The sequence below is a fragment of the Haloferula sargassicola genome (genome assembly GCF_040362925.1).
Classification (GTDB): domain Bacteria; phylum Verrucomicrobiota; class Verrucomicrobiia; order Verrucomicrobiales; family Akkermansiaceae; genus Haloferula; species Haloferula sargassicola.
The window spans coordinates 104,235-130,854 of the sequence record NZ_BAABRI010000010.1 but is presented as its reverse complement, the minus strand read 5'-3'; the positions used below and the strand labels follow the sequence as shown (position 1 = coordinate 130,854).

Below are 26,620 nucleotides of genomic sequence, written 5' to 3'. Positions count from 1 at the left end.
TCGCCATGAGACTTCTCCTCACCCTCCTCGCCGCACCCGCGTTCGCCTTCAGCCCGGACGTCCAACACGTCCAGCCGCGGGGTGGCCAGCGGGGCACGGAAATGGAGATCCGTTTCCACGGCGAGCGGCTGCAAGGGCCGCAGGAAATCCTTTTCCACCAGACCGGCATCGAGGTGCTCGGGCTGACCGGCCAGGACGACGGCAAGCAGGTCGTGGCGAAACTCCGCATCGCGCCCGACGCGCCGCTCGGCGAGCATGACCTGCGGCTGCGCACCGCTGGTGGCGTGTCCTACCTGCGCTCGCTTTGGATCGGCCAGCTCCCCACCACGGCCGAGGCCGAACCGAACAACTCGTTCGAGGCCCCGCAGAAGATCGAGCTGAACACCACCGTCGAAGGCGTTTCGCAGAACGAGGACGAGGACTTCTACTCCGTCATCTTGAAAAAAGGTCAGCCGCTCGCCGTCGAGGTGGAAGCCATGCGGCTCGGCCGGACTTTTTTCGACGCCTACGTCGCGATTCTCGGGCCCGACCGCTTCGAGCTGGCCGCCTGCGACGATGCCACGCTGCTCCGCAACGATGCCTTCGCCACCATCACCGCGCCGGAGGACGGCGAATACCGCGTCGTAGTCCGGGAAGCGGCGTACCAAGGCAGCGACGCCTCGCAGTATCGCCTCCACATCGGCACCTTCCCCCGCCCTGCCGGCGTGTTTCCCAGCGGGGCCCGTCTTGGGGAAACGATCGACTTCACCTTCACCGACGGACTCACCCGGCAGGTCGCGATTCCCGAAACGGCCTCGGGGCTTTTCCCGGTCTTTGCCGAACGCGACGGGCTGAGCTCGCCATCGCCGAACTGGATCTTCGTTTCCCCGCTGGCCTACGCCCACGAAAGCGAGCCGAACCAAGCACCGAAGCAGGCCACACCGCTTCCGGAAATCCCCTGCGCGGCTCAAGGCGTGCTGGCCGGGGAGAGCGACATCGACTGGTTCCGCTTCGCCGCGAAGAAGGGCGAGAACCTCGACATCCGCCTGCGTGGCCGCGAGCTGCGATCGCCGATCGACTCCGTCGTTTCACTGCGCAACTCCAACAACAAACAGCTCGCCGCCAACGACGACCAGGGCTCGCCGGATTCGTTCATCCAGTGGACCTGCCCGGACGACGGCGACTACCTGCTCAGCGTCCGCGACAAGCTCGGCCGCACCGGTCCCGAGTTCACCTACCGGCTCGAAATCGAACGCCGCGGCCCGTCCATTTCCGCCAGCCTGCCAGTGACCGAGCGCGACAACTCGCAGGCCCGCAAGATGATCACCATCCCGCGCGGCAACCGCTACGCCACGGTGGTCAACATCAACCGCTCCAACCTCGGCTGCGACGCGGTGTTCGAGGCCGGCTCACTGCCGGAGGGCGTGACGATGACCGTCCCGCCGATCCCGCGCTCGCTCAACAACTTCCCCGTCATCTTCCACGCCACGCCGGAGGCTCCGGTGGCGGGCGGCTGGCATCCGTTCACAATCCGCGCGACCGGCGAGAACCTCCCGCAGGTGTCCGGACCGCTCCGCGAAACGGTGCATCACATCGAGATCAACAACCAGGGCACCTACCACTCGACCGAATCGGACAAGATCGCGGTGGCCGTGACCGAGGAAGCGCCGTTCACCGTCACACTCGACGCGCCGGCGGTGCCCCTGACCCAGCGGGGCAGCCTGAAACTCGCCGCCCACGTCCAGCGCCAGGGCGACTTCATGGCACCGGTGACCCTGAGCATGGTCTGGAATCCGCCCGGCATCGGCTCCCCCGCGAATCTCAAGATCGAAGAGGGCCAGAACGACGCCGGCTATGAAATCAACGCCAACCCCGACGCGCCGGTCGCCGACTGGCAGGTCTGCGTGCTGGCCACGGCCGACACGCCCAAAGGGCCGGTGATGGTCGCCACGGACTTCGTTCCGCTGCGGGTCGTGGACCCGTGGGTCACCGCATCGATCGACCTCAGCGCCACCGAGCAGGGCCGCGATGTGCCCGTGATCTGCAAGCTCAAACACCACCGCGAGTTCGCCGGCAAGGCGACCGCCGAACTGGTCGGACTGCCCCACGGCACCAGCACCGGACCGCTCGAGTTCGACCAGGACACCGCCGAGCTGACCTTTCCGATCACGGTCGCGGAGGACGCGGCGGTGGGGAAACACAGCGGACTTTTCCTGCGCATCGAGGTCCCGGAAAACGGATCGACCGTGCTCCACCAGACCGGCCACGGCGGCACGCTCCGCATCGACAAGCCCGCGCCCGCCGTGGCGGAAACGAAAGCCCCCGAGCCGCAGCCCGAGCAACCGGCGGAGAAGCCGCTTTCCCGTCTCGAACAACTCCGAGCCCAAGCCCACTGACATGAAGCCCGCTTCCACGATCGGACCGCTGGCTTTGGCCGGCATCCTCCTCTTTCCGCACGCGTCCCATGCCGACACCTTCCCGGCGGCCCGGGCGCTCTTGGAAACCCGCTGCCTGTCCTGCCACAACCCGGACAAGGACAAGGGGGATTTGGTGCTTTCCTCGCTGCAGTCGATGCTCGACGGCGGCGACTCCGGCGCGGCCATCGTGCCGGGCAAGCCAGCCGAGTCGCTCCTCATCGAGCGCGTCTGCCTGCCGGAGGACGATGACGACATCATGCCGCCCAGGGGCGCGGTGCTCACCGCGGAGGAAACGGACCTGCTCAAGCAATGGATCGAGGCCGGCGCTCCCTGGCCGCAGGGCATCACCATGGCCCCGCGACCCAAGACCGCCCTGCCCGACTGGAACGCGGCACCCGACCCGGAGATCGCTTCCATCGAGGCTTTCCCGAAACAGGTGACCCTGGAGACATCACGCGACTTCCACCGGGTGCTCGTGCTCGCCCACTTCGCGGACGCCGCCACCCACGACATCACCCGCCAAGCGAAGCTCACGCTCGCCGATCCTTCGCTGGCCAAGCTCACCGACACCCTGCTCGAACCGCTCAAGGACGGCTCGACGACTCTCAGGATCGAATACCGCGGCCTCGCCACCGAGATCCCGGTGGTGGTGAAGGATGCGGAAAAGCCGCGGCCGGTTTCCTTCCAGCTCGATGTCATGCCGGTGCTCACCTCGTCCGGCTGCAACACCGGTTCCTGCCACGGTTCGGCGCGGGGGCAGGACGGCTTCCACCTCACGCTGTTCGGCTTCGATCCCAAGGGCGACCATTTCCGCCTGACCCGCGAGATGCCGGGCCGCCGCATCAACCTCGCGCTGCCCGAGGACTCGCTGCTGCTGACCAAGGCCATCGGCGACGTCCCGCACACCGGCGGCAAGCTGTTCGAAAAGGACAGCGCCAACTACCGCACGCTGCTCGAGTGGATCCAGGCCGGCGCCCGCTACGACTCGGACGACATCCCGCAACCTACGGGGATCACCGTAGAACCGCCGCAGTTGGTGATGAAGGGCGAGGACATCGAGATCCCGCTGACCGTCCGCGCGACCTACTCCGACGGCACCGACCGCGACGTTTCCACGCTTTCCTCCTACTCGACCTCGAACGACAACTCCGCGCCGATCGATCCCCACCGCGGACTCGCCACCTCCGCCAAGCGCGGCGAGGCCTTCCTGCTGGCGCGCTTCCACACCTTCACCGAGGGCGTCCAGGCGATCGTGGTGCCGGACGACCTGCCCTACACGCGGCCGGAGCTGCCGGAGTTCAACTACATCGATCCCATCGTTCACGAGAAGCTCAACAAGCTGCGCATCATCCCCTCGGATGTGTGCAGCGACGAGACCTTCGTCCGCCGCGTGTTCCTCGACATCATCGGCCGCCTGCCCACCACCGACGACCGCGCGGCCTTCCTCGCGAACGAGGATCCGAACAAGCGCGCGGCGCTCATCGACGAGCTCATTTCCCGCAAGGAATTCACCGAGATGTGGGTCATGAAATGGGCCGAGCTGCTCCAGATCCGCACCTTCAACGCCGGTCCGAACCAGGTCTCCTACAAGGCCGCGCTCGGCTACTACGGCTGGCTGCGCGAGCGCATTGCGGCGAACATGCCGTTCAATCAGATCGTCCGCGAAATCCTGTCCTCGAAGGGCGGGACTTTCGACAGCCCCGCGACCAATTTTTTCCAGATCGAGCAGGACACGCTGAAGCTCACCGAGAACGTCGCGCAGGTCTTCATGGGCACGCGCATCCAGTGCGCGCAGTGCCACAACCACCCCTTCGACCGCTGGACGATGGACGACTACTACGGCTTCGCCTCGTTCTTCGCCCAGGTGAAACGCAAGCCCGCCGAGGACCCGCGGGAGCGGGTGATCTTCGATGGCGGCGGCGAGGTGAAGAACCCGGTGACCAACCAGAACGCCAAGCCGCGCTTCCTCGGCACCGCCACGCCGGATGAGTTCAAGGGAAAGTCGCGACGCGAGGCGCTGGCCGACTGGCTTTCCTCCCCGGAAAACCCGTGGTTCGCGAAAAACGTGGCCAACATCACCTGGGCGCACTTCTTCGGCGTGGGCATCACCGATCCCGTGGACGATGTCCGCGTTTCCAACCCGCCGTCGAATCCCGCGCTGCTCGACGCGCTGGCGGCGAAGTTCGTGGGATCGAACTACGACATTCGTAGTATCGTGCGAGACATCTGCAACTCGCGGACCTACCAGCTCTCGACCCGCACCAACGAGACCAACGCCACCGACGAGCGGAACTTTTCCCACGCCCTGATCCGGCGCCAGCGCGCCGAGGTGCTGCTGGACACGATCTCGCAGGTCACCGAGACGCCGAACAAGTTCAAGGGTCTGCCTCTCGGCGCCCATGCGGTGCAGATCGCCGACGGCAACACTTCCAATTATTTCCTCACCACCTTCGGCCGGGCCACGCGTGCCACGGTCTGCTCCTGCGAGGTGAAGATGGAGCCCAACCTGTCGCAGGCGCTGCACCTCCTCAATGGCGACGCGACCCACAACCGCGTTCAGCGCAGCCCGGTGGTCAAAGGGATGCTCGAGGAGAAAAAGGAGCCGCGGGAAATCATCGACCAGCTTTACCTGCGCACGCTCGGACGGAATCCCGACACCACGGAAGTCGCGGCTCTCGACCAGGAGATGGCGGAGGCGAAAGACGCGGGAGCCAGACGGCGACTCCTCGACGACGTCTTCTGGGCGCTGCTCAACTCGAAGGAATTCATCTTCAACCACTGATTTGAACCGGGCACTTCCATTCGCGCTCGCCGCCACCGTGCTGAACGGACCGGCGCAGGAGAAGATCACCTACGACGACCACATTTTCCCGCTGTTCCAGCAGTCGTGCCTGAACTGCCACAACCCGGACAAGACCAAGGGCGGCCTGGATCTTTCGTCCTACCAGGGCGCGATGAAGGGCGGCTCCGGCGGCAAGGTGGCCGAGGTCGGCGACACCGGATCGAAGCTGCTGACAGCGGTCATGCAGACCGCCGAGCCGAAGATGCCGCCGGAGGGCGACAAGCTCGGTGACGACAAGATCGGGCTCATCAAGGCATGGATCGAGGGCGGCCTGTTGGAAAACAAGTCCTCGACCGCGAAGAAGCCTGACAAGCCGAAGTTCGACCTTTCGATGTCGGCCGACCCCGCCGCCAAACCCGAGGGACCTCCACCGATGCCCGAGCACGTGCTGCTTGAGCCGGCCGTGGTGACCGATCGCGCACCGGTGGTCCGGGCGATGGCTGCCTCGCCGTGGGCCCCGTTGCTGGCGATGACCGGTGAAAGGCAGGTGCTGCTGTTTGATACGACGAGTCTCGTACTTGCGGGCGTGCTGCCGTTTCCGGAGGGCGATCCTGTGTCGCTCGCCTTCACGCCGAACGGCCGCTACCTGATCGTCGGTGGCGGCGTGCCGGGAAAATCCGGCCTCACCGTGACCTTCGACGTCACCACCGGCGAGCGCATGCTCACCGCGGGCAAGGAGTTCGACACCATTCTCGCCTGCGACCTGCGGCCGGACCTGGCGACGGTCGCGACCGGCTCGCCCTCGCGGAAGATCAAGCTGTGGAAGACCGACGACGGCTCGCAGCTGGCATCGATCAAGAAGCACACCGACTGGGTGACGGCGCTGGATTTCTCGCCCGACGGCGTGCTGCTCGCGACCGGCGACCGCAATGGCGGCGTGTGGGTCTGGGAGGCGCAGTCGGGCAACGAGTTCCACACCCTGCGCGCGCATCAGGCGGGCATCACGGCGACCGCATTCCGCGCGGATTCGAACGTGCTGGCGACGGCTGCGGAGGACGGCAGCGTGCGATTCTGGGAGATGAACAATGGCGGCGAGATCAAGAAAATCGACGCCCATCCCGGGGGCGTGCTGGGTTTTTCCTGGGCCCGCGATGGCTCGTTCGCGACCTGCGGGCGCGATGGAAAAGCGAAGCTGTGGAAGCCGGATTTCAATCACCTCCGGGACATCGGCGACCTGCCCGACCTACCGGTGGGCGTGGCGCTCGATGCGGAGGGCAAGCGGGTTTTCATCGCCACCTACAGCGGCCAGGTCGTGGTGCATGATGTGGCCAGCGGCGAGCGGGTGGGCGAGCTTGATGCCAATCCTCCGCACTTGAAGGAGCGACTGGCATCCCTGCGGGCAAAGATCGCGGCCCATCCGGGCGAGCTGGCGGAGGCGACGCGGCTTCGCGATGAGGCCGCGGAGAAATTTGAAGCGGCTCGTGAACGCATTTCGGAAGCCGAGAAAGCCTTGGCGGAAACCAAGTCCACAATCGAACTCTCCGAGAAATCCAAGGCCGACTCCCTTGCCGCGCGCGACCGCACGCAGGGCGAGCTGAATGGCAAAAACCAGGAGCGCCAGCAGGCAGTCGATGGTTTGGCGAACCTGGAGGCCCGGCTGGAGCAGCGGAAGTCCGCGCGGGCCGAGCTCGACGGCGAGCTGGAGGGGCTGCGCCAGCAGGTGGCGGCCGGTGTTTCCCAAATCGCGCAGCTCCGCCAGCAGCCGGACGGCCCGGAAAAGGAGCTACAACTCACGGACGCGGAAGCCCGGCAGGCCTCCATTGAAAAGCAGCTCGCCGAGACGACTGGACGGCAGCGGGACGCCCTCGACCAGGAAAGCTCGGTCGCGGCCCAATGCCAGGATGCCCGGGATCGGCTGACGTCGATCGACGAACAGGTTCGGGCGCTTTCGATGTCGCTCGAGGGACAGGCGGGGAAGCTCCAGGAGCTCGATCAGACGATTCAGGCGGCGCAGGCGCGCGTGCCGGATCTCGAGAAACAGATCGCCGCCCATCGAGGCTCAGCGACCGAAGCGGAGAAGGAACTGGCGACGGCCGAGCAGCGCGTTTCCGCCAAAACCACAGAGCTGGCCGGGCTGAAGCGAGAGGAGCACCACTGGTCCTCCGCAGAGATCAACTGGCGGGCGCTGGAGAAAAATAGGGAGGCGGAGGCCGCCGCGTGGGAGGCCGAAGGGCGGACGACGGAGTATGCCGAGATCCAAAAGAGTTTTGATGGCATCGCGGCTGCCTTGGCGGACGCCCGGCAAGGCGAGCCGTCGGAGGAACTGGCGCAGGAGATCGCCCGCCGCGAGTCCGCGCTGGCCGAGGCGGAGAAAAAAGTGGTCGCCGCAAGGGCCCGGCTGGACCAGGCGCTGGCGACCGCGGATCGCTTGAAGGCCGAGGCTCAACAGCTGCAGGACGAGTATTTCCGCTCCCTCAAGGCCGAGACGACCTCTTGACTTGACGGCGTCCCCGCCCACTATTTGTCGAAACGACAGGGGTGCCCGTGCGACCGGCGGGCCGAGATTTTCCACCGCGCGGAAAAGACCCTCCGAACCTGATGCGGGTCGCGCCGCCGTAGGAAGTCGAGCAGCTTTTCCTTCAGGCCACGCGGTTTCCCGTGTGGCCTTGTTTTTATCCTCCACGATCCCAACCTCATGAATCCTCAAGACACGATCATCCCGGAAAACGCCCACCGCCGCTCGGACTACACCGGCAACTTCGTCGAGGATATCGACAACTCCGACGAGCTGGCCGCCATCGAGAACGACCCGACCATTTTCCCCAACTCGACCCGCGTCTATGTGAACGGCAGGCTGCACGAGGAGGTTCGCGTGCCGATGCGCGAGATCCGCCTGGCCGATACGGAATACCCGGACGGCAGCAAGGTGCCGAACGAGCCGGTCCGTGTTTACGACTGCTCCGGGCCGTGGGGCGATCCGTGTTTCGAGGGCGACGTGACTCAGGGCCTGCCCGCGCTGCGCCGCGAGTGGATCCTTTCCCGCAACGACGTGGAGGAATATGAAGGCCGAAATGTCAAGCCGGAGGACAACGGTTACCTGTCCGACGCCCACGCCGAGAAATACAACGAGAACAAGGCGGCGAAGAACAAGCTGAAGGAGTATCCGGGCCTGAAACGCAAGCCGCTCCGCGCGTCGGCCGGCCACCCGGTGACCCAGCTCTGGTATGCCCGACAAGGGATCATCACGCCGGAGATGGAGTTCGTCGCGATCCGCGAAAATCTCGGCCGCCAGCAGGAATACCAGACCATCTTCGACCAATATCCGACGCCCGCCGACGCCCCGGCTGAAGTCCGCGAGCGCATGGCCCAGCTTTGCTCGACGCCCGAAGGCTACAACATGCCCCGCCCGTCGGAGATCAACCCTCACGCGCAGGTCCCGCGCAACGTGATGCACCACCAGCACCCCGGCCAAAGCTGGGGTGCGCAGATCCCGCCGGTGATCACCGCCGAATACGTCCGCGACGAGGTCGCCCGCGGCCGCGCGATCATCCCCGCCAACATCAACCACCCGGAAAACGAGCCGATGATCATCGGCCGGAATTTCCTGGTGAAAATCAACGCCAACATCGGCAACTCGGCGGTCGCCTCGACCATCGACGAAGAGGTCGAGAAGATGCGCTGGGCCACGAAATGGGGCGCCGACACGGTGATGGACCTTTCCACCGGAAAAAATATCCACGCCACGCGTGAGTGGATCATGCGCAACTCGCCCGTCCCGATCGGCACCGTGCCGATCTATCAGGCGCTCGAAAAGGTGAACGGCCGCATCGAGGACCTCACTTGGGAGTTGTATCGCGACACGCTCATCGAGCAGGCCGAGCAGGGCGTCGACTACTTCACCATCCACGCTGGCGTGCTGCTGCGCTTCGTCCCGCACACCGCGAAACGGATGACCGGCATCGTTTCCCGCGGCGGCTCGATCATGGCCAAGTGGTCGATCCACCACGGCCAGGAAAACTTCCTCTACACCCACTGGGACGAGATCTGCGACATCTGCGCGGCCTATGATGTCTCGTTTTCCATCGGCGATGGCCTCCGTCCCGGCTCGATCGCCGACGCCAACGACTACGCCCAACTCGCCGAACTGGAGGTTCAGGGCGAGCTGACCCAGCGCGCTTGGGAAAAGGGCTGCCAGGTGATGAACGAAGGCCCCGGCCACGTGCCGCTGCACCTCATCCAGGAAAACATGCAGAAGCAGATCGAGTGGTGCCACGAGGCGCCGTTCTACACGCTCGGCCCGCTCACCACCGACATCGCGCCGGGCTACGACCACATCACCTCGGCCATCGGCGCGGCAAACATCGGCTGGTATGGCTGCGCGATGCTCTGCTACGTGACCCCGAAGGAGCACCTCGGCCTGCCGAACCGCGACGACGTCCGCGAGGGCGTGGTGACCTACAAGCTCGCCGCCCACGCCGCCGACCTTGCCAAGGGTCACCCGGCCGCACAGGTCCGCGACAACGCGATCTCCAAAGCCCGCTTCGAGTTCCGCTGGCGCGACCAGTTCGCGCTCGGCCTCGACCCCGCCAAGGCGATCGCCTTCCACGACGAAACGCTGCCGGCCGAAGGTGCCAAGACCGCGCACTTCTGCTCGATGTGCGGCCCGACCTTCTGCTCGATGAAGATCACCGGCGATGTCCGGAAGTATGCCCAGGAGCACGGATACCTCGATTGATTGCCTTCATTTGACGGTGAGTATGTCTTCTTCTGATGAAAAGCGGGGGCGCTTTGGTGTCAGCCTGCGTCCATGAAATGCAGCGCCGCACCCGTGGTGGTGAATCTCCTCCCCAGGATACTACGCCGAGATCCCTTTGGTGGAGCGGATCCGACCGGCGCAAAAAGGTCCGCCATCTCGGCAGGCCGGTGGTTTACCTGGCTGGAAGACGTGCCTTGGCCGCTCTCGAAATGCTGGCGCAGCTCACCACGCCCGAAAACCGGAACGAGGAATCCCGGATCATCGGGATCAGGAGGTGACGACCCTCATGGCTCGCTGGTCGTAACGGTCATCGATCGCTTCTCGAACAGGTCCTTTTCCCGCACGATCCAGCCGACGAGATTCTCGTCCCCGACCTTGGCGGAAATCATCGCTCGGCCCCCGCCGTTCTTCGTCACGGTAACCTCCGGCTTGCCGGGGAAGTCGAGCATCACCTTCGTGAACACGGGAACGGTGACGACATATTCCGGATCCGCCGGGGAGTAGGGGTAAAAACCCATCGCGTTGAACACATACCAGGCCGACATCTCGCCGGCATCGTCCATGCCCGCCAGGGTGTTGCCACCGTCCATGCCATAGAAGCGGTCCATGGCCTCGTCGATCACCCGCTGCGCCTTCTCCGGCTTGCCCACGAAGTGATAAAGATAGGGAAAACCGTGGGCGGGCTGGTTGCCATGGCAGTATTGGCCGATGAAGCTGTTGATGTTCATCGCGATGTGTTCGGGGTTCCACGGCAACGAGAACAGGCGATCAAGTTGAGATTCAAGCGCCTCCGGTGAACCGAACAGAGCAATGAGACCCTGCGTATCATGTGGCGCAAAAAAAGATGAGTTCCAGGCATTGGCCTCCCGATACATATATTCGTAGTAGGGAAACGTGGGATCGAAGGGTTCGACCCAGTCGCCGTTCGACCATCTTCCTCTCATCAGCTTGGTCGTCGGATCGAACAGGTGCCGATAGTTTTTCGACCGCTTTTCCAGAAGCCCGGCGTTCGTTTCATCGCCGACCTCATTGGCAAGCAGCGAAAGCGCATAGTCATCGTAGGCATACTCCAGCGTCTTGGTGACTCCGGCGTTGGCCTTCGTTTCCACGCCCGGATTCATCTTCTGCGGAGTGAAAATGTACCCGTTCTCCATGTATTCCCTGAGGTGGGGTCGGGCATGGCTTTCCTCCATGGCATTGGCGAGAAGGAGCTTGTAGGCCGCCTCCCGATCGAAATTCCGGATACCGCGAAGGTAGGAGCCCGCCACGAAGGCCGCGGCATGATCGCCATGAAAATAGTTCTCCATGTGGCCCCACCGCTCGCCGCGCTCGACCATGGACTGGATGATGTCGCCCGTGACTTCCGGCGACAGCAGCCCCAGCAGCACCAGCTTGTTGCGGTAGGTGTCCCAGAGAGCTGGCGTGGCGTAGTAGCCGGTCTTTTTCCGGCGCCGCTCACCATTGACCTGATATTCTCCGTTGGCATCGCTGCGCAGAGCGGGCCACAGAACGGAGCGATACAAACTGGAATAGAACAGCCTCCGTTGCCGGTCGCTGCCATCCTCGACCTGAATCCTCGACAGCAGCGTCTCCCAGGTTGCCGCCGCTGCGGAGCGTAGTTCGTCGAAGGACTTGCCCTTGGTCTCGGCCTCGAGATTCGCGGCGGCGTTCGCTTCGCTCACAAACGACAGCCCGACCCTGAGTTCGAGCGGCCCGGGCTCGTCCTCGAAGCTCACCAGCACCAACTCCCGGTCGTGGGCCTTCAAGCGTTCGACCTGGCGGATCGTGTGGCTGGTGGTGGCGGAGAAGCGGACCGTCTCCCTTGCTTCCTGGAACCCTGAAAACGAGTGATCGCCCTGCTGCGTGAAATCCCAGGACCGCACTTGCTCGTTCGACACACCGAGGTCGAGCAGTAGCTTTTTTTCCGCTCCCTCCGGGAATGCGTATCGATGGAGACCGCAACGGGGCGTGACGGTCAGCTCCACGCCGATTCCATACCTTTCCAGGAGAACCCGATAGTCCCCGGGACTCGCGTGCTCGTTTTCGTGTGAGAAGCCCGAGGCGAAATCGTCGGGATCGACCTCGCCCGTTACCGGCAGCAGCGGGATGTGGCAAAGGTCCCAGTGCCCTTTGTTGGTATGGGTGAAGGCGCGAATGGTGCGGTCCTCATACTCGTAGCCCGCGCCACTGCCGAACTGAGTGATCGGGCTGAGTTGCACCATCGCGTTCGGGAGCGCGGCCCCCGGGTAGGTCAGGCCCGCCCAGACACGAAACCCGGGTTTGAAGCCGATGTCCTCGACCTTGGTAACCGGTGCCGTTCCGAGAAACGGGTTCACCTGATCGACCAAGCGGGGCTCGGCAGGACTCAGCGTGGCAAGGAAGGGCAGAAAAAGGAGGAGCTTCGTGATCATCCGCAGGTTCGGCAGCGGCTACGCCCCACCGGCCGGCAAGCTTTCGCGGCGACAACAAAAGAGGGCACTTGCAGGTGGACCTGAGGGACGGAAGGTGCTTCAAACTCCCCCTCCCATGACGCCGAAGAAGGAACTCGTCGCCCGGATCCTGGAGGAACTCCGCCGCCAGCTCGCGAAGATGGAACACGCCGCCCGCGAGGCTCACGCGGCTGCCAGCGACCCCGGATCCAAGGCGGAATCGAAGTACGATACCCGCAGTTTGGAGGCCTCCTACCTGGCGGCAGGCCAAGCGCAGCAAGTCGCGGACCTGGCTGCGGCGGTCACCCTTCTCGCCTCCTTCGAGGCGCGGGATTTCGATCTCGACGACGAAATCGATGCCGGGGCGCTGGTGGCGGTTTCCGGAGACGAGGAAGGCGCGTGGTACCTTCTGGCCCCGGCCGCGGGTGGGCTGGCCATCCCCGATGACGGCTTGGAGATCACCGTTCTCACGCCCGCCAGCCGGCTCTACCAGAACCTGATCGGCAAGACCCTCGGCGATGAGGTGGAGGAAGGCTTCGTCACCGAACTCCGGTGACCGCGAATCCGACCGAAACGAGCCGGCCTCAGACGTTTGGAGTGCGGCCTTCAGGCCGTGTCTCCGGCGCCGCAACGGCCTGAAGGCCGCACCACGAACCCCTGAACGTCCGCATTTACGAAAAAGGCGGGGCATGCGCCCCGCCTTTGAGAGTTCCAGCGTTCGAGAGGACGGCTTTACTTGCCGGCCTTGAACTTGCAGGTGCCGTAGATGGCGTCGTCGCCCAGTTCCTCCTCGATGCGGAGGAGTTGGTTGTACTTCGCGATCCGGTCCGAGCGGCTCATCGAACCGGTCTTGATCTGGCCGCAATTGGTGGCGACGGCGAGGTCCGCGATGGTGGCGTCCTCGGTCTCGCCCGAGCGGTGGCTCATCACGGCGGTGTAGGCGTTTTCCTTGGCGAGCTCGACGGCGTCGAAGGTCTCGGTGAGGGAGCCGATCTGGTTGACCTTGACGAGGATCGCGTTGGCCACGCCGAGATCGATGCCCTTCTGCAGGAAGTCGACGTTGGTGACGAAAAGGTCGTCGCCCACGAGCTGAACCTTGTCGCCGATCTTGTCGGTGAGGGCCTTCCAGCCGTCCCAGTCGTCTTCGGCGCAGCCGTCCTCGATCGAGTCGATCGGATACTTCGCACAAAGCTCGGCGAGATAGGCGGCCTGCTCGTCGGAACCGCGCTTGGCACCGGTGTCGCCCTCGAACTTGGCATAGTTGTAAACGCCGTCGGCGAAGAACTCGGACGAAGCGCAGTCGAGCGCGAACTTGATGTCGTCGCCCACCTTGTAGCCGGCCTTTTCGACGGCCATCGAGATGGTGTCGAGCGCGTCCTCGGTGCCCTTGAAGGTCGGCGCGAAGCCGCCTTCGTCACCGACGGCGGTGCTGAGGCCGCGGTCGTGCAGGACCTTCTTGAGGCTGTGAAACACTTCGGCACCCATGCGGATGGCTTCCGAGAAGGTCGGAGCTCCGACCGGACGGATCATGAACTCCTGGAAGGCGATCGGGGCGTCGGAGTGGGAGCCGCCGTTGATGATGTTCATCATCGGCACCGGAAGCACCTTGGCGTTCGGGCCGCCGAGATACTTGTAGAGCGGGAGGCCGACCTGGGCGGCAGCAGCCTTGGCGACCGCCATGGAAACGCCGAGGATGGCGTTGGCACCGATCTCGCCCTTGGTCTTGGTGCCGTCGATGGCGATCATGGCCGCATCGATCGAGGCCTGGTCGGTGGCATACATGCCGCAGAGGGCCGGGGCGAGCTTGCCGTTGACGTTTTCGACGGCCTTGAGGACGCCCTTGCCGAGGAATTTCGACTTGTCGCCATCGCGCAGTTCGTGGGCTTCGTGGGCACCGGTCGAGGCACCGCTGGGAACGGCGGCGCGGCCGATGGCGCCGCCTTCGAGATGAACGTCGACTTCGACGGTGGGATTGCCCCGCGAATCGATGATCTGGCGGGCGCGAATTTCTACGATGGTGGTGTCGTACATGTTGGGATGCGGTTTCAGGACGCGTAGGGTGCGATCGATTCGACGGTCCAGACCTTCATCTGGTCGGTGTCGTGATCGCGGATTTCGACACGGTCGCCGACCTTCTGGTGCAGAAGAGCGGCGCCCGCCTCGGAAAGGTAGGAGACGATGTGCTTTTCGGGATCGGAGTCCCACGCACCGAGCACGGTAAACTTCGCGTCTTCTCCGGACTCGCTCTTGAGCGTGACCACGGTTCCGACGTTGACCGAGCTGCAGTCCGGATTCTTGAAATCCGTCCCCTGCGCGCGATCGAGCTCCTTCTGCAGCTCGGTCTTGCGGCGCATGAGCACCTTTTGCATGTCCTTGGCGGACTTGTATTCGAAGTTCTCGCGCAGGTCGCCGTAGGAGCGGGCGATGGCGATGTCCTTGGTGTTCTGCGGGATGCGGTTGCGGATCAGATCGTCCATTTCCGCCTGCTTCCGCTCCAGGCTGGCCCAGGAAACCACCAGCGGCTCCTCGCGGCGGCTCTGGTTGCCGCTGACCAGCTCGCCGGTCTCCGGCTTGGCTTTGATCACGCGCGCCATCAGGGACTTGCGGTCGAGGTCGGCGAAAACCGGGCACTCCAACAGGCGGCGGGCGAAGTTACGCGCCTCGGTCACCCCCATTTCGGCGACGATGTCGGACAGCAGCTCCTTATCGTCGCTGAGCAGGCTTTGCAGCCGCGTGGTGGTGCGGGGCCCGTCGGACAGATGGTCGGTTTCCAGCAGGTTCAGGATGGCGGCACCGATCTCCGGGCTGAACACCCCGCTGGCGGTGCCGCGGCGTTCGCGCACCACCCAGATCAGCGGATCCGGTCCCAGCGAGCGGCGGGCCAGCGCGCCCTTGAGGTGCTCGACGAGTTCGCCGGTCTTGCCGCGATCGTCGATGATGCGGGCGATTTCGGCGACGCCGCGGGTGCCGACATCGTCGAAAATGCCGAGCATCACCTCCACCCAGCGATCGCCGAAAGCTTCGGGAAAGACTTCGTAGATGGCACGTTGGCGGGCGGTGGAAAGCGCACCCAGCTCCTCGCCGAGGCGGGTTTCCTCCGCCAGCAGCAGGTTGGCCAGGCGAACCGATTCATCGTTGAGGGTGATCGACTTCAGACCCGAGACCACTTCGTCGCGCAGCGAAAGCAACTCGAGCGCCTGCCCGAGTTGGAGCCGGGTGGCTTTTTTGGCGGAATCGTCGATCGATTCGATGAGCGACTGCAGCGCGGCGGACTCGGTCCTGAACAGCGAAAGGTCGGCCACGATGGCTTCAAGCGCCTTGGACATCGACTTCAGGTCGCGGGCCTCCTCGAAGTCGCCCACCAGGGCGTCGGCGGGCGAAACGTCGGCATCCCGCAGCGTCAGCTGTTCGGTCCGCCGGCCTGGCACGATGACGCGCTTGCTTTCACGCAGGGCGCGCTTGGCGGCGTCCCACCACTTCTTGAAGGCGGCTTCCTCCACCACCGTGCCACTGAGTTCGCGCTCGAGGGCGTCGACCGTCATGGCGCCGTCGTGGCTTTCCAGCAGGAACACGACCAGAGCCACCGGATCATTCTGCGCCAGCTCGCGGAGGTGCTCGATGCTCTCCACCTTCTTGGCGCGGAAGTCGTCCTCGGGCAGCGGCTGGGTTTTCTGGATCGCGAACTGCAGGTCCATCTGCTGGCCCCGCTGGTGTTCGAAATCGATCGTCAGTTTTTTTGCCGGAAGGTCCCATTCGATCACCTTTCCGGCACCCCAGGCCCCGTGGAGGAGAAACTTTCCGGGAGCCACCTGATCGAGTCGCTCGGCGATGGCAGGCTTGAGTCTTCCGGCTTCGACGAGTTTTTCCAGATCGGGATGCATCGCGGGAGAACCTGAGAAGGCGGCCCGCAAAACGCAAGGCCCATCCCATCGAAAGCCTCTCCGCCGTGTCAGCGGGCACTATTCTCCCGCCGGCGGCGAGATGACCCGCGGCCGTGGATGACGCAGGCGGGCGTCCCGTTCCTCCGTCCGACGCAGAACCCGGACCAATCTCTCGACGGACTCCTTCCAACTTTCCGGCACCGCGGCCCCCTCGCCCAGAACCCGGCCGTTGTAGATCACTTTCGAGTCCGCATCGCGGATCACGACCAGATAGCCGTCGTCGTCCTTGGTCACCTCCGCGGTACTGCCGTCGTTGTTCGACTTCACCGCCAGGCTCGGCTGGGGAAACACCATCCTCCAGGGCATGCCGGACTCGCCCGGGGCGGTCCTGCCGATTTCCGGGGGGGAAACCGGGGAGTCTCCGCCCGTCTCAGGCTTCGGCTGGAGCACCAGGGCCACCGTTTCCTGCTGTCCGGAGCGGACCACGGCCAGGTTGACCGTTTCGCCCGGCTCCCGCAACCGCAGCAGCGTTGCAAGCTGCGCCTCGTTCACCAGCAGCTGGTCATCGAGCTTCCAGACGATGTCATACGGCCGCACGCCGGCCTTGGCGGCAGGACCGCCATCGAACACCTGCCGCACCAGGAACCCCACACCTTCCGGAACATCCGGAGCATGGGCGCGGACTTCCGGCACCAGCGGCGCCACGGAGAAACCGATCCAAGCGGCTTCCTTCGCCGCCTCGGTGGAGACCGCCGGCGTTTCCCGCGCCGGCGTTTCCTGCGCCTGACAGGCCGCCACGGCCGCGAACAGCGCCACGAAATATCCTGCGAGCTTCATTCCTAGAAGGTGCTTACCGGCATCATCACCCACTCTTCCCGCGGGTGCAGGACGCGGACGGTTTCGCCGGATTCCTCGTCGTGGAACCGCTCTTCGTTCACGACCTTCACATGCCAGCCTTGGAACAAGGAACCATCCTCGTCGGTCAGCAGTTCACCATCCCGCTCGGCGGAAACGACGTCCTCGCTGGACGAAACCAGCTGCACCGCCGGCTCGATGCGCGGTGCCGCCACCACGCGGGGCGCCGGCGGCCGGGGAAGCGCCAGCCAGCCCACCGCCACCGCACCCATGATCGTTGCGGCGATCCCGGAAATTTTCCCCCATGGCCGCCCCGGTGCCTCGGCCTCCAGCCCGGCCAGGCCATCGATCAGGGCGTTCATTTCCCGCGCCCCGCGGTCGGTGAATCCCCGCGGCACCAACGATTCCCGGAGCATTTGCTCGATGCGATCGCCCTCAGCCATGGTTCACCTCCTTGGTTCGTTGCTGCATCCGCTGCGCCAGCTGTTCCAGCGCATATCGATAGCGGGAAGCCGCCGTGTTCGGCGAAATCGCCAACGCCTCGGAAATCTCGGCAAAGGTCAGCCCGCCCCAGATCTTCATCGTCACCACCTCGCGCAGCTTGTCGCTCAGCTTCGCCACCTCGTCGCGCAGCAGCATCGCCTCCTCGTCATCCTCCAGCGCGGGATCGAGCCAGACATCGTCGAAATCATTCAGGTAGAGCACCGACTCCTCGCGCTTCCGCCGCCGGGTCTCGGTGCGATGCCGGTTCAGCCCGGCGAAGCGGATGGTGGAAAATGCCAGCGGCAAGTCCGGCGGACCGCCGTTCGATTTTTCCTCCTGCACCGTCCACAATCGCATCACGGCCTCCTGCACCAAGTCCTCGGCGTCCGCCTGACAAGGAGCCCAGGTCCGCGCGAAGGCCAACAGCCGGTGGCCGTTGGCGGCCATCCACTGTTTCCACTCACGGGCTCGGTTCCTCCTCATTCACGTTGAAAATGCCGCGCGGGCCCCGGTTTGTCTGCAAAATCTTTCGCATCCCGCCGGCGCTACGGGACGACGAAAAAGCGCCGCCGGAATTCCTCCGGCGGCGCTGGCGATTCAGCAACCTGGAAAGGAGCCGTCACTCATTGAGCACCACGCGGAAAAAGACCCGCGTCTGCCCGTTGAATTCCGTAAAGCCGGTCAGGTCGACGTTGACCGAAGTCGATCCCCCCGAGGCGGTCACGTTCGTTTGCACGGGGACCCAGGTCTGCAGATCGGTCGAAGCTTCAATCGTGTAGGATTCTCCCGAGACCGAGGCGAAGTTGAAACTCACGTCGGTGACCGGATTTCCCGTCAGCTCGAACGAGGAGATCCGGAAGTCCGGCGACGGATTCACGACCCCGCCCTGGGTCACCAGAGAGATCCCGCTGGTGGTGGTCACCGTGGCCGCTCCATTTTTGGTAAGCAACGGGAAGTTGAAGGTGCGGTCGGCGTCACCGCCCCCGATCACCTCCCACCACGAACCTCCATTACCTTCATACACTAGCGTCTGCAGCTCATACTGTCCCACCTCCAGGGGAACGCTGACAATCGTGCGGCTGTCTCCCGTCCCGGTTTCCACCGAGATACCGTTGTTCGCCGTGCTTCCCGGTGCCGGGGCAATGGTGGCGATCGCTGGATAATTGGTGGTCAGGATGGAACTGATGTCCGGATCGGACGTGCCATTGTGCCCGTAGATGTAGAGGTAACCTCCGTCATCCCCTTGGAATCCCAGATTGTAGATGCCCGCCTGGGTGATCTCGAGGATCCCCGTCGCGCGCATGGCGTAGTTATCATCCGCTGAGGCGGTGTTGAGCGGCCACGGATTCGTTGGAGTGAAGGATCCGTCCGGCCCGTCCTCGGGATCGCGGAAATCCAGGTAATCCCACGTGGAAACGGCATTGGCAGGCACGGGCTCCATCGCCAGCGTCGCATCGATCCGCGCCTCGGCACCGGCGATGGTAAAGTCGAAGGTGCCGGCATTCGGCAAGGAACTCTCGACCGTCCAACCTGGTTCGGCGATGCCCGGAATGATCACCGTCCCCGGGGCTTGGTAGCCCACCAGTTGGAAGCCATCAGGAGGCGTTGTGTCGTCCAGCCAGATGCCCGCGGCGGCGGCAACCTCATAGTAGAACCAACCGCCACCCTCCTGGTGAACGAATTCCAGGTCATATGAACCCACCTCCAGGGACACGACTCCCCGACCTGTGAAGGCCCCCACCCCATCGTTGTAAAACTCATTGAGGTTGGACATTTGGAAGTAGCCTGCGCCCGAGGCCATGTGGAACTCCGGATCCGCAAGGCCATCGACGCCCTTCAAGCGCAGGAGGAATCCGTCGTCGCCCGCATAGGCGAACGTGTAGTCGCCGGCACTGGTGATATTGATGCGCCCCTTGGCGACTGTCACCACGTTGTCCTCGGCCACGGTCGTGTTCGCGGGGAAAGGAAGGTCGCCACCGACCAGCCCAAGGGGGCCTCCGCCTTCCGGATCCCGGTGATTGAGATACGGCTCCTGGGAATCGACCGTCAGGCCGTCCACATCCGCCGGCGTGCGCGCGGTGGAGGAGAGGAAGGTCATCGCCGCACCGAAATTGCCCACCAAGGTGCCATCGTTGCTGGCCTGGAGATAGGTACGGACTCCGAAATTCCCATCGGTGCCCGAGGGTCCGGGGATGTCGGTGATGAAGCGCTCGCGGAACTCCGGAACTCCCGGGTCATCGGGGCTGCCCACGAGTTGCCAGGTATTGGTCAGCATGTCGCGGGAATAGGTGCCTTCGGTCCACGCAAGCTCGTAGAACCCACCGGATCCGCCGTCCCAGCCGAGATAAAGGATATCATACGTGCCCGCGGCATCGAACTCATAGGTTCCGCGGGTGTTCGAGTCCCCCGTGCCCCCGTCGCGGAACAGGGTTTGCGGGTCCACGGGATCGATCGCGCCATCTCCACCCTTGGCGATGAAGCGTCCGCCTCCCGTCCCGGAAATGCGCATCGCGAAGCCGTCGTCGCTGTGCACCGAGAAGGTGTAGACGCCGGGTGCCGGCACTGAGACCTGGGTCTGGCCGACCACCACGAAATCATCGTCCGTTCCCGGCGTGTCCGTCAGGATTGGCAGGTCGTTGTTGAAGTTCCCCGTCGCGGTCACTCCGTTGGTGTCGGCATCGATGTGATTGAAGACCGGCGCCGTGCCACTGACCGGCGGGTTGTCGGTCGGCGTCGTCCCGACCACCACTTTGATCGCGTCCGCGATGTTCTGGGTGCCGGCGATCGTCCATTCGCGGATCCCCCACGTGCCGAGCGTGCCGGGCTCTCCCGTCAGGTCGAAAGGCAGGCGGTGACTGAGGATGTTACCCTGGAATTGGGCCGGCGGACCTCCCCCGATCCTGGGCACATCCAGATAATACAGATAGTCCTCCGAGGCCTGCATCGCGGCATCCAAGGTCACCACCACCGTGCCGTTGTCTTCGGTCACGATGATCTCCGACGGATCGGGGAGAATGGGATCACCCGCCAGTGGATAGAGTTCCAGCAGGAATTCCCCCGCGGGATCGACGGAAAATCCCGCCGTGCTTTGAATGCGGAACTCGAACTGCGTCGGCGAAACCGCCTTGGCCGATTCCAGCAGAGGGTCCTCCGCATACTTGGCCAGCAAGGCATTGGTGATCGTCGCCACATTCGCGGACTCGTCGGTGTCATACATCTGGATTTCACCAATCTGCCCGCTCAGCCCGGCGTGGCCGAGTTCGGTCGGAATCCGACCGAAGGACACATCCGCCGCATTGCGTGCCGCCGTGCCCGCGCTCAGGTCCTCGGCGACATTCACCCCGTTGACGAAAAGGCGTTGCTCGCCCGCGTTGTTCCAAGTGAAGACCACCACCTGAAGCTGGTCCAGGGCATAGTCGCCGCTGAAGATGGTGTGATCGGGCGCACCGGTGCCGGCGTTGACCCGGGTCCCATTCCAACCCAGCGCCCAGTCGGCCACCGATCCCCCCTGCTCCATCGTCACGATGCCGGAGGAGTTCCAGAAATTATCGCCGGTGGCTCCGGCGGTCGCCGGGATCCAGGCAGCCACGATCGTCATCGCGGTCGCACCCCCGAGTGGATTGTTGACTCCGGTCACCGTGAAGTAGTCGGCTGCGGCGAAATCCACCGACTTGTGGCCATTGAAATTGTCGGTCGCCTCCAAAGGCAAACCCGCCACCAAGGGCGCTGGGATGTCTCCGATCTCGGAAACCCAGGTCTCGCCCTCGGTGTAGCTGTCACCGAGCCATTGGCCGACCATGCCAGCCGTGGCGAGGTGTGAAAGGGCCAGCAGCGACCCCGCAAGAATTGTATACGTTCGCACCGGATCGCAACCGATCCGCGGTCTTGGGTTTTTCATGTTTTGTTGGGTTTTTGTTTAAATCGACTCGCTTCCGGGGTTCTGGGTTCCGCACGAAAACAAGCCAATTCAAGTCAAACAATGGACCAAGGCGCCCCACTCCCGTCAAGCTGCAATCTCTCGCGCGGGGACCCTCGACCCGTCTTCGCTTCCGCCCGTCAGGTATACAGTCGATGCTGCCTTTATAGGAATCGATTCTTTTGTTGACTCGGCGGAATTTGCTACCGTTCCCGCATTTTTCATGGTCGCGCCCCTCATCCTCATCGCCCGGGCTCTCGCTCCGGTGGCCGCGCTCTGGTCCCGCCGTCGGCAGGCCCGCATTCTCCACCGCGGGATCCCCTTGCCTGCTGAGGCTTTGGCTTTCGCGCGCATCCTCGGCATCGAGCGTCCGGAGGACATCCGGGTGGAGGTGGCCGATGAGGTCCCGCTGCCCATCCCGCGCTCGATGGCCCGCGCCGCCCGCGCGGCCGGCTTTCCCGTGATGGCTGCCGGCGGCATGTGCCTCGGTCGAGGGATCTGCGCCCTGTCGCTCGATCCCCGACTGCTCCGTCACGAGCTGGTCCACACCCTCCAGTATCAGCGGCTCGGCGGCCACCGGGCCTTCATGCGCCGATACCTCGAGGAGTGCCTCGTGTTCGGCTATGCCGCCGCGCCGATGGAAATCGAAGCCCGCGAACGCTCGGCGGATCCGGTTTAAAGCGGGATCGCCGTTGGCATGGACCGCCAACCGGGTCCATCGTGGCTCATGAACGCCATGACCCAAGCCGCCTTCCACCGCCTCTCCGATCCCGTTCCTGACTCGTGCCATGGCGGCCTCGACGAGCGGGTCGGCTGGCTGCGGGCGATCGCCGACCGCCTCGAGTCCGAGGCCGGACCGCTGGCCATGCTGATGGCCAAGGAGATGGGCAAACCCGTCACCCAAGGCCGCTCGGAGGCCGAAAAATGCGCCTGGGTCTGCCGCTACTACGCCGACCACGCCGTGGATTTCCTGGCCGATGAAACGATCGACACCGACCGCGCCGAGTCGCTCGTCACCCGCGCCCCGCTCGGCCTCGTGCTCGCCGTGATGCCGTGGAACTTCCCCTTGTGGCAGACCTTCCGTTTCGCTGCGCCCGCGCTGGCGGCGGGAAATCGCATCCTGCTCAAGCACGCCTCCAACGTCCCCGGCTGCGCCGCGGCCATCGACCGGCTGATTGCCGACGCCACCGGCAGCGACCGGCTGCTGGCCCACGTCGAGGTCCCCGGATCGCAGGTGAAAGACCTCATTGCCGACGACCGCGTGGCCGCCGTGACCTTCACCGGCTCGACCCGCGCCGGTCGCAAGCTCGCCTCGGCCTGCGGCGAGCATTTGAAAAAGTGCGTCCTCGAACTCGGCGGCAGCGATCCCTACCTCGTGCTCGAGGATGCCGACCTCGACCATGCCGCCGCCACTTGCGCCGCGGCTCGCATGATCAACAACGGCCAAAGCTGCATCGCCGCCAAGCGTCTGCTGGTCGCCGCGCCGGTGCATGACGAATTCGTCGACCGCCTGCGAGCCGAGCTCGCCGCCTATGAGATGGCCGACCCCCTCGATCCCGGCACCAAGCTTGGTCCGCTGGCGCGCGAGGATTTGCGCGATGCTTTGCATGACCAGGTCCAGCGCTCCTTGGGCGACAACACCGCCAAGCTCATCATGGGCGGAGAGATCCCCGACCGTGAGGGCGCCTGGTATCCCGCCACCCTGGTCGCCGGCGTGCGCCGCGGCACGCCGCTGTTCGAGGAGGAAACCTTCGGCCCGGTCGCCGCCGTGGTGCGGGTCAACGGCGCCACCGACGGCGTCGAACTCGCCAACGCCACGTCCTTCGGCCTCGGCGCGGCCGTGTTTTCCGAAGACCTCGACCTCGCCCGCCGCACCGCCCGGCAGCTCAAGGCGGGAACCGTGGCCATCAACACCCAGGTGGTGTCCGATCCCCGGCTGCCCTTCGGCGGCACCAAGGACAGCGGATGGGGCCGCGAGCTGGGGCGCGCCGGGATCCACGAATTCGTCAATCTGAAGACCCTTCTGCGCGAAACTTCGTAAATTCTCAGGCGGCTCGGAAAAGACGTTGCGGATTCGATGATGCAGTCGCATTGTATTTACGACGTTTATTGCATGTAGTTGCCACCGTTCCGGCTTTTCGCTTTTCCTGAAGGGGACCCCGGTCCCTTGTTGAAAACCCGAGATCGAGGCTGAAGCGGACACCGGGCGGTGGCACATCTCTAGATGTTGGTTGTGCTAATGCGTTCCCGCGGAAGGCGAAATCCTTCGGCGGGACGCTTGCGTACGGGCGGCGCTGTCCGTATGAGCGCCGCGCCATGGATAACTTTCGCGTGCTCGTTTCAGACCCGATTTCAGAAAAGGGAGTGGAGGCCCTCGCCGCCGCCCCGGGGATCGATGTCGATGTCAACACCGGCCTCCCGCCGGAAGAACTTCTCAAGATCATCGGCGACTACGACGCCCTCGTCGTCCGTTCCCAGACCAAGGTGACCGCCGAGGTCCTCGCCGCGGCGAAAAAACTCAAGGCCGTCGGCCGCGCCGGCGTTGGGGTCGACAACATCGACCGCCAGGCCGCCACCGACCATGGGGTGATCGTGATGAACACGCCCACCGGCAACACCATCTCGACCGCCGAGCACGCCTTCACGCTGATGCTCTCCTGCGCCCGCAACATCGCCCCGGCCCACGCCGGCGTGCTGGCCGGCGACTTCAAGGCCGCCCGCAAGGCCTTTCAGGGCATCGAACTCAACGGCAAGCGCCTCGCCGTCATCGGCATGGGTCGTATCGGCACCGAGTTCGCCAAGCGCGCCCAGGCCTTCAACATGGAAGTCGTCGCCTTCGACCCCTTCCTCACCGAAAGCCGCGCCCGCGAGCTCAAGGTCACCCTTGCCGAGTCGCCCGATGCCGCGCTGAAGGGCGCCGACGTGGTTACGCTCCACGTCCCGCTTACCGACGACACCAAGCACATCATGAACGCCGACCGCCTGGCGCTCATGAACCCCGGCGCGATCGTCGTCAACTGCGCCCGCGGCGGGCTCATCGATGAAGCCGCGCTCAAGGCCGCCATCGACTCCGGCCACATCGCCGGCTGCGCGCTCGATGTTTTCGAAAACGAACCGCCCGCCGCCGACCACCCGCTCTTCAGCCTCGGCAAGCACGTCGCTTTCACCCCGCACCTCGGCGCCTCGACTAACGAGGCCCAGGAAAACGTCGGCATCGAGGTCGCCATCCAGATCCGCGACTTCCTGAGCACCGGCGAGATCCGCAACGCGATCAACATGCCCTCGCTCGACGCGGCCGCGCTTAAGGCTCTCGGCAGCTATCTCGACCTCGCCGGCGCCCTCGGCAAGGTGCTCGCCAAGCTCGGCCCGGAAAACCCCGACTCGCTCCGGGTTTCCTACCACGGCGATCTCGCCAGCAAGGACACCGGGCTCGTTTCCCGCACCGCCCTCTACCGCCTGCTCGAGCGCTCGCGCCCGGACGGCCAGGTCAATCTGGTGAACGCCCCGGCCGTCGCCAAGTCGATGGGGCTCGACCTCGTCGAGTCGACCATCAACGCCCAGACCGAGTTCAGCGACCTGCTCGTCGCCGAGCTGCGCAAGGGTGACGAGAAGTTCCGCGTCGCCGGCACCATCATCGGCCGCAGCCCGCGGATCGTGGAAATCAACCGCCTGTTCGTGGACGTCCCGATCGAGGGCCACCTCCTGATCGTCCGCAACGATGACCGCCCGGGCATCGTCGGCGCCGTCGGCACCCTGCTCGGCGAGTTCGGCCAGAACATCGCCAACTTTTCCCTCGCCCGCGACAAGGCCGCCAAGAACGCCATCTCGGTCATCGAGCTGGACGCCCCCTGCGAGGCCGACCAGATGGAAAAGATCCGTCAAATCCCCGGCGTCACCTCGGCCAGCGGCATCTCGCTGTAAGCCGCGCGGCACGCGAAATCATCTCTCCCAAGGCCGGGCGTCTCAGGACGTCCGGCCTTTTTTGTGTTCCACCCGCTCCTGATTTCAGCGAAACCATGGAGTGAATTTCTTTTCGGAAACCCCATGCAAGCCACCACCCGCTGGTCAATTACCCTCGGCCTCTCGGTGTTTCTCCTCACCGGTGCCCTCATCTGGCTCCTGAAATCCAGCACGACACCCGAAGCCGACGAGTCCACGCTGCCCGACGCCGCTTCTGCGAAAGCCTCCGATCGATCCCGACCGCGCGCCGAGGAAGAGGGCCACCGCTTTCCAAGTCGATTCGAGCGAACTTTCCGAACCGTCGATCAAAGCATGGTCGAAGCAGCCATGGAAGACCCGCTCGAAGGACGCGACACCGCCGCTTTCGCGAAGCTGATCCAGGACTGGGTCGATCAGGACACCGAGGCTGCCATGGACTGGGCCCGTCGTTTGACCGATCCCGACCAAAAAACCCTCGCCTACGTCTACATCACCAGCTCTCTGCACGAGCAACCCACTGTCGCCTATGATTTCTTCTGTGAAATGGAGAAGCTCAAGGGCGAATGGCACCTCTACGCGGACGGACTGCTGCGGGTGATCACCTCCGAGCTCCAGGCCTATGTCGACGGCCCGCCTGAGCGTCTCGTCGAACGCCTCGGACAGCTTCCCATCGGGGAAATTGGGAACTCCAATCTCCGCCCAGACTACCCGCAGGGCTATGACTTTGCCGGTCTTCTGCAGGCCATGGACAACTACCGGCGGCAACTCAGAGACCCGCAAAGTCCTTCCCCTCCCCCAATTACCGCCCTCAATCTTTCTCCTCCCTTCAAAACCTGGGCGGAGCGGGATCTGGAGCACGCCGTCGACTACGCCCTGAATACCCAGCAGTATTCGCCGGACCTATGCTGGGCAGGGCTCATCGACGAGGAGACCTTCCAACTCCCTGACCGCGACACCCAGAAGATCCGGGAAATCATCGCCGCCAAGCTCAACCAACTCGATGTCGAGACATTCGACCGCGCCCTCAACCAAAGCAACATCGCTTACCGCAGCAACTTGGAACCCGGGCTCGACCTGATGCGCCTGCTCGACTCCACCCACGCACAGCAAATGCGTAGCTACCTCAAGGAAGCGGGGCATCTCGAATGAATCCGGTGAAAGCAGCCGGCCCGCCCGCCTGAAC

16 protein-coding genes and 1 riboswitch are annotated in these 26,620 nt (G+C 64.5%); of the genes, 9 read left to right on the top strand and 7 right to left on the bottom strand.

The window, feature by feature from the left end:
* Positions 1 to 5: 5 nt before the first annotated feature.
* The 4 genes from ABXH26_RS10410 to thiC all read left to right on the top strand — a co-directional run bounded on the left by ABXH26_RS10410 (position 6) and on the right by thiC (position 9,913).
* On the top strand, positions 6 to 2,375 hold the full coding sequence (locus tag ABXH26_RS10410) for a PPC domain-containing protein (RefSeq protein WP_353567002.1): 2,370 nt from the start codon (positions 6 to 8) through the stop codon (positions 2,373 to 2,375).
* 1 nt (position 2,376) lies between these two features.
* Positions 2,377 to 5,178: a PSD1 and planctomycete cytochrome C domain-containing protein gene (locus tag ABXH26_RS10405; RefSeq protein ID WP_353567001.1), complete on the top strand. Its 2,802-nt coding sequence runs from the start codon at positions 2,377 to 2,379 to the stop codon at positions 5,176 to 5,178.
* Between the two features lies 1 nt (position 5,179).
* Entirely contained in the window at positions 5,180 to 7,675 is a 2,496-nt protein-coding gene (locus tag ABXH26_RS10400) for a c-type cytochrome domain-containing protein (protein ID WP_353567000.1), read from the top strand.
* A gap of 27 nt (positions 7,676 to 7,702) precedes the next feature.
* A riboswitch (TPP riboswitch) is annotated at positions 7,703 to 7,817 on the top strand.
* Positions 7,818 to 7,873: 56 nt separating this feature from the next.
* The gene (gene thiC / locus ABXH26_RS10395; RefSeq protein WP_353566999.1) at positions 7,874 to 9,913 is read left to right on the top strand and encodes a phosphomethylpyrimidine synthase ThiC; all 2,040 of its coding nucleotides are present in this window, start codon (positions 7,874 to 7,876) and stop codon (positions 9,911 to 9,913) included.
* 305 nt (positions 9,914 to 10,218) lie between these two features.
* Here thiC and ABXH26_RS10390 read toward each other — a convergent pair whose 3' ends face one another.
* Positions 10,219 to 12,345, bottom strand: a complete 2,127-nt coding sequence (locus tag ABXH26_RS10390) for a GH92 family glycosyl hydrolase (RefSeq protein WP_353566998.1) — start codon at positions 12,343 to 12,345, stop codon at positions 10,219 to 10,221.
* A 115-nt stretch (positions 12,346 to 12,460) separates the two neighbouring features.
* Here ABXH26_RS10390 and ABXH26_RS10385 point away from each other — a divergent pair, with 115 nt between their 5' ends.
* The gene (locus ABXH26_RS10385; protein ID WP_353566997.1) at positions 12,461 to 12,919 is read left to right on the top strand and encodes a transcription elongation factor; all 459 of its coding nucleotides are present in this window, start codon (positions 12,461 to 12,463) and stop codon (positions 12,917 to 12,919) included.
* A gap of 176 nt (positions 12,920 to 13,095) precedes the next feature.
* Here the strand turns inward: ABXH26_RS10385 and eno are convergent, their stop codons facing one another.
* The 6 genes from eno to ABXH26_RS10355 all read right to left on the bottom strand — a co-directional run bounded on the left by eno (position 13,096) and on the right by ABXH26_RS10355 (position 21,480).
* Complete coding sequence (gene eno, locus ABXH26_RS10380) at positions 13,096 to 14,394, bottom strand: phosphopyruvate hydratase (RefSeq protein WP_353566996.1); 1,299 nt, start codon at positions 14,392 to 14,394, stop codon at positions 13,096 to 13,098.
* A 14-nt stretch (positions 14,395 to 14,408) separates the two neighbouring features.
* On the bottom strand, positions 14,409 to 16,244 hold the full coding sequence (locus ABXH26_RS10375; protein ID WP_353566995.1) for a GreA/GreB family elongation factor: 1,836 nt from the start codon (positions 16,242 to 16,244) through the stop codon (positions 14,409 to 14,411).
* Positions 16,245 to 16,322: 78 nt separating this feature from the next.
* A complete protein-coding gene (locus tag ABXH26_RS10370; RefSeq protein WP_353566994.1) occupies positions 16,323 to 17,081 on the bottom strand; it encodes a PDZ domain-containing protein in 759 nt (252 codons plus the stop codon).
* A gap of 2 nt (positions 17,082 to 17,083) precedes the next feature.
* A complete protein-coding gene (locus ABXH26_RS10365) occupies positions 17,084 to 17,542 on the bottom strand; it encodes a hypothetical protein (protein ID WP_353566993.1) in 459 nt (152 codons plus the stop codon).
* Positions 17,535 to 18,065: an RNA polymerase sigma factor gene (locus ABXH26_RS10360; protein ID WP_353566992.1), complete on the bottom strand. Its 531-nt coding sequence runs from the start codon at positions 18,063 to 18,065 to the stop codon at positions 17,535 to 17,537. Before ABXH26_RS10360 ends, ABXH26_RS10365 begins: the two co-directional genes overlap by 8 nt.
* Before the next feature lie 136 nt (positions 18,066 to 18,201).
* On the bottom strand, positions 18,202 to 21,480 hold the full coding sequence (locus ABXH26_RS10355) for a hypothetical protein (protein ID WP_353566991.1): 3,279 nt from the start codon (positions 21,478 to 21,480) through the stop codon (positions 18,202 to 18,204).
* Positions 21,481 to 21,721: 241 nt separating this feature from the next.
* Here ABXH26_RS10355 and ABXH26_RS10350 point away from each other — a divergent pair, with 241 nt between their 5' ends.
* The 4 genes from ABXH26_RS10350 to ABXH26_RS10335 all read left to right on the top strand — a co-directional run bounded on the left by ABXH26_RS10350 (position 21,722) and on the right by ABXH26_RS10335 (position 26,586).
* Positions 21,722 to 22,177, top strand: a complete 456-nt coding sequence (locus tag ABXH26_RS10350; protein WP_353566990.1) for a hypothetical protein — start codon at positions 21,722 to 21,724, stop codon at positions 22,175 to 22,177.
* Positions 22,178 to 22,225: 48 nt separating this feature from the next.
* Complete coding sequence (locus ABXH26_RS10345) at positions 22,226 to 23,539, top strand: NAD-dependent succinate-semialdehyde dehydrogenase (protein ID WP_353566989.1); 1,314 nt, start codon at positions 22,226 to 22,228, stop codon at positions 23,537 to 23,539.
* Between the two features lie 275 nt (positions 23,540 to 23,814).
* Positions 23,815 to 25,419, top strand: a complete 1,605-nt coding sequence (gene serA / locus ABXH26_RS10340) for a phosphoglycerate dehydrogenase (protein ID WP_353566988.1) — start codon at positions 23,815 to 23,817, stop codon at positions 25,417 to 25,419.
* Between the two features lie 123 nt (positions 25,420 to 25,542).
* Complete coding sequence (locus ABXH26_RS10335; protein WP_353566987.1) at positions 25,543 to 26,586, top strand: hypothetical protein; 1,044 nt, start codon at positions 25,543 to 25,545, stop codon at positions 26,584 to 26,586.
* Positions 26,587 to 26,620 lie beyond the last annotated feature (34 nt).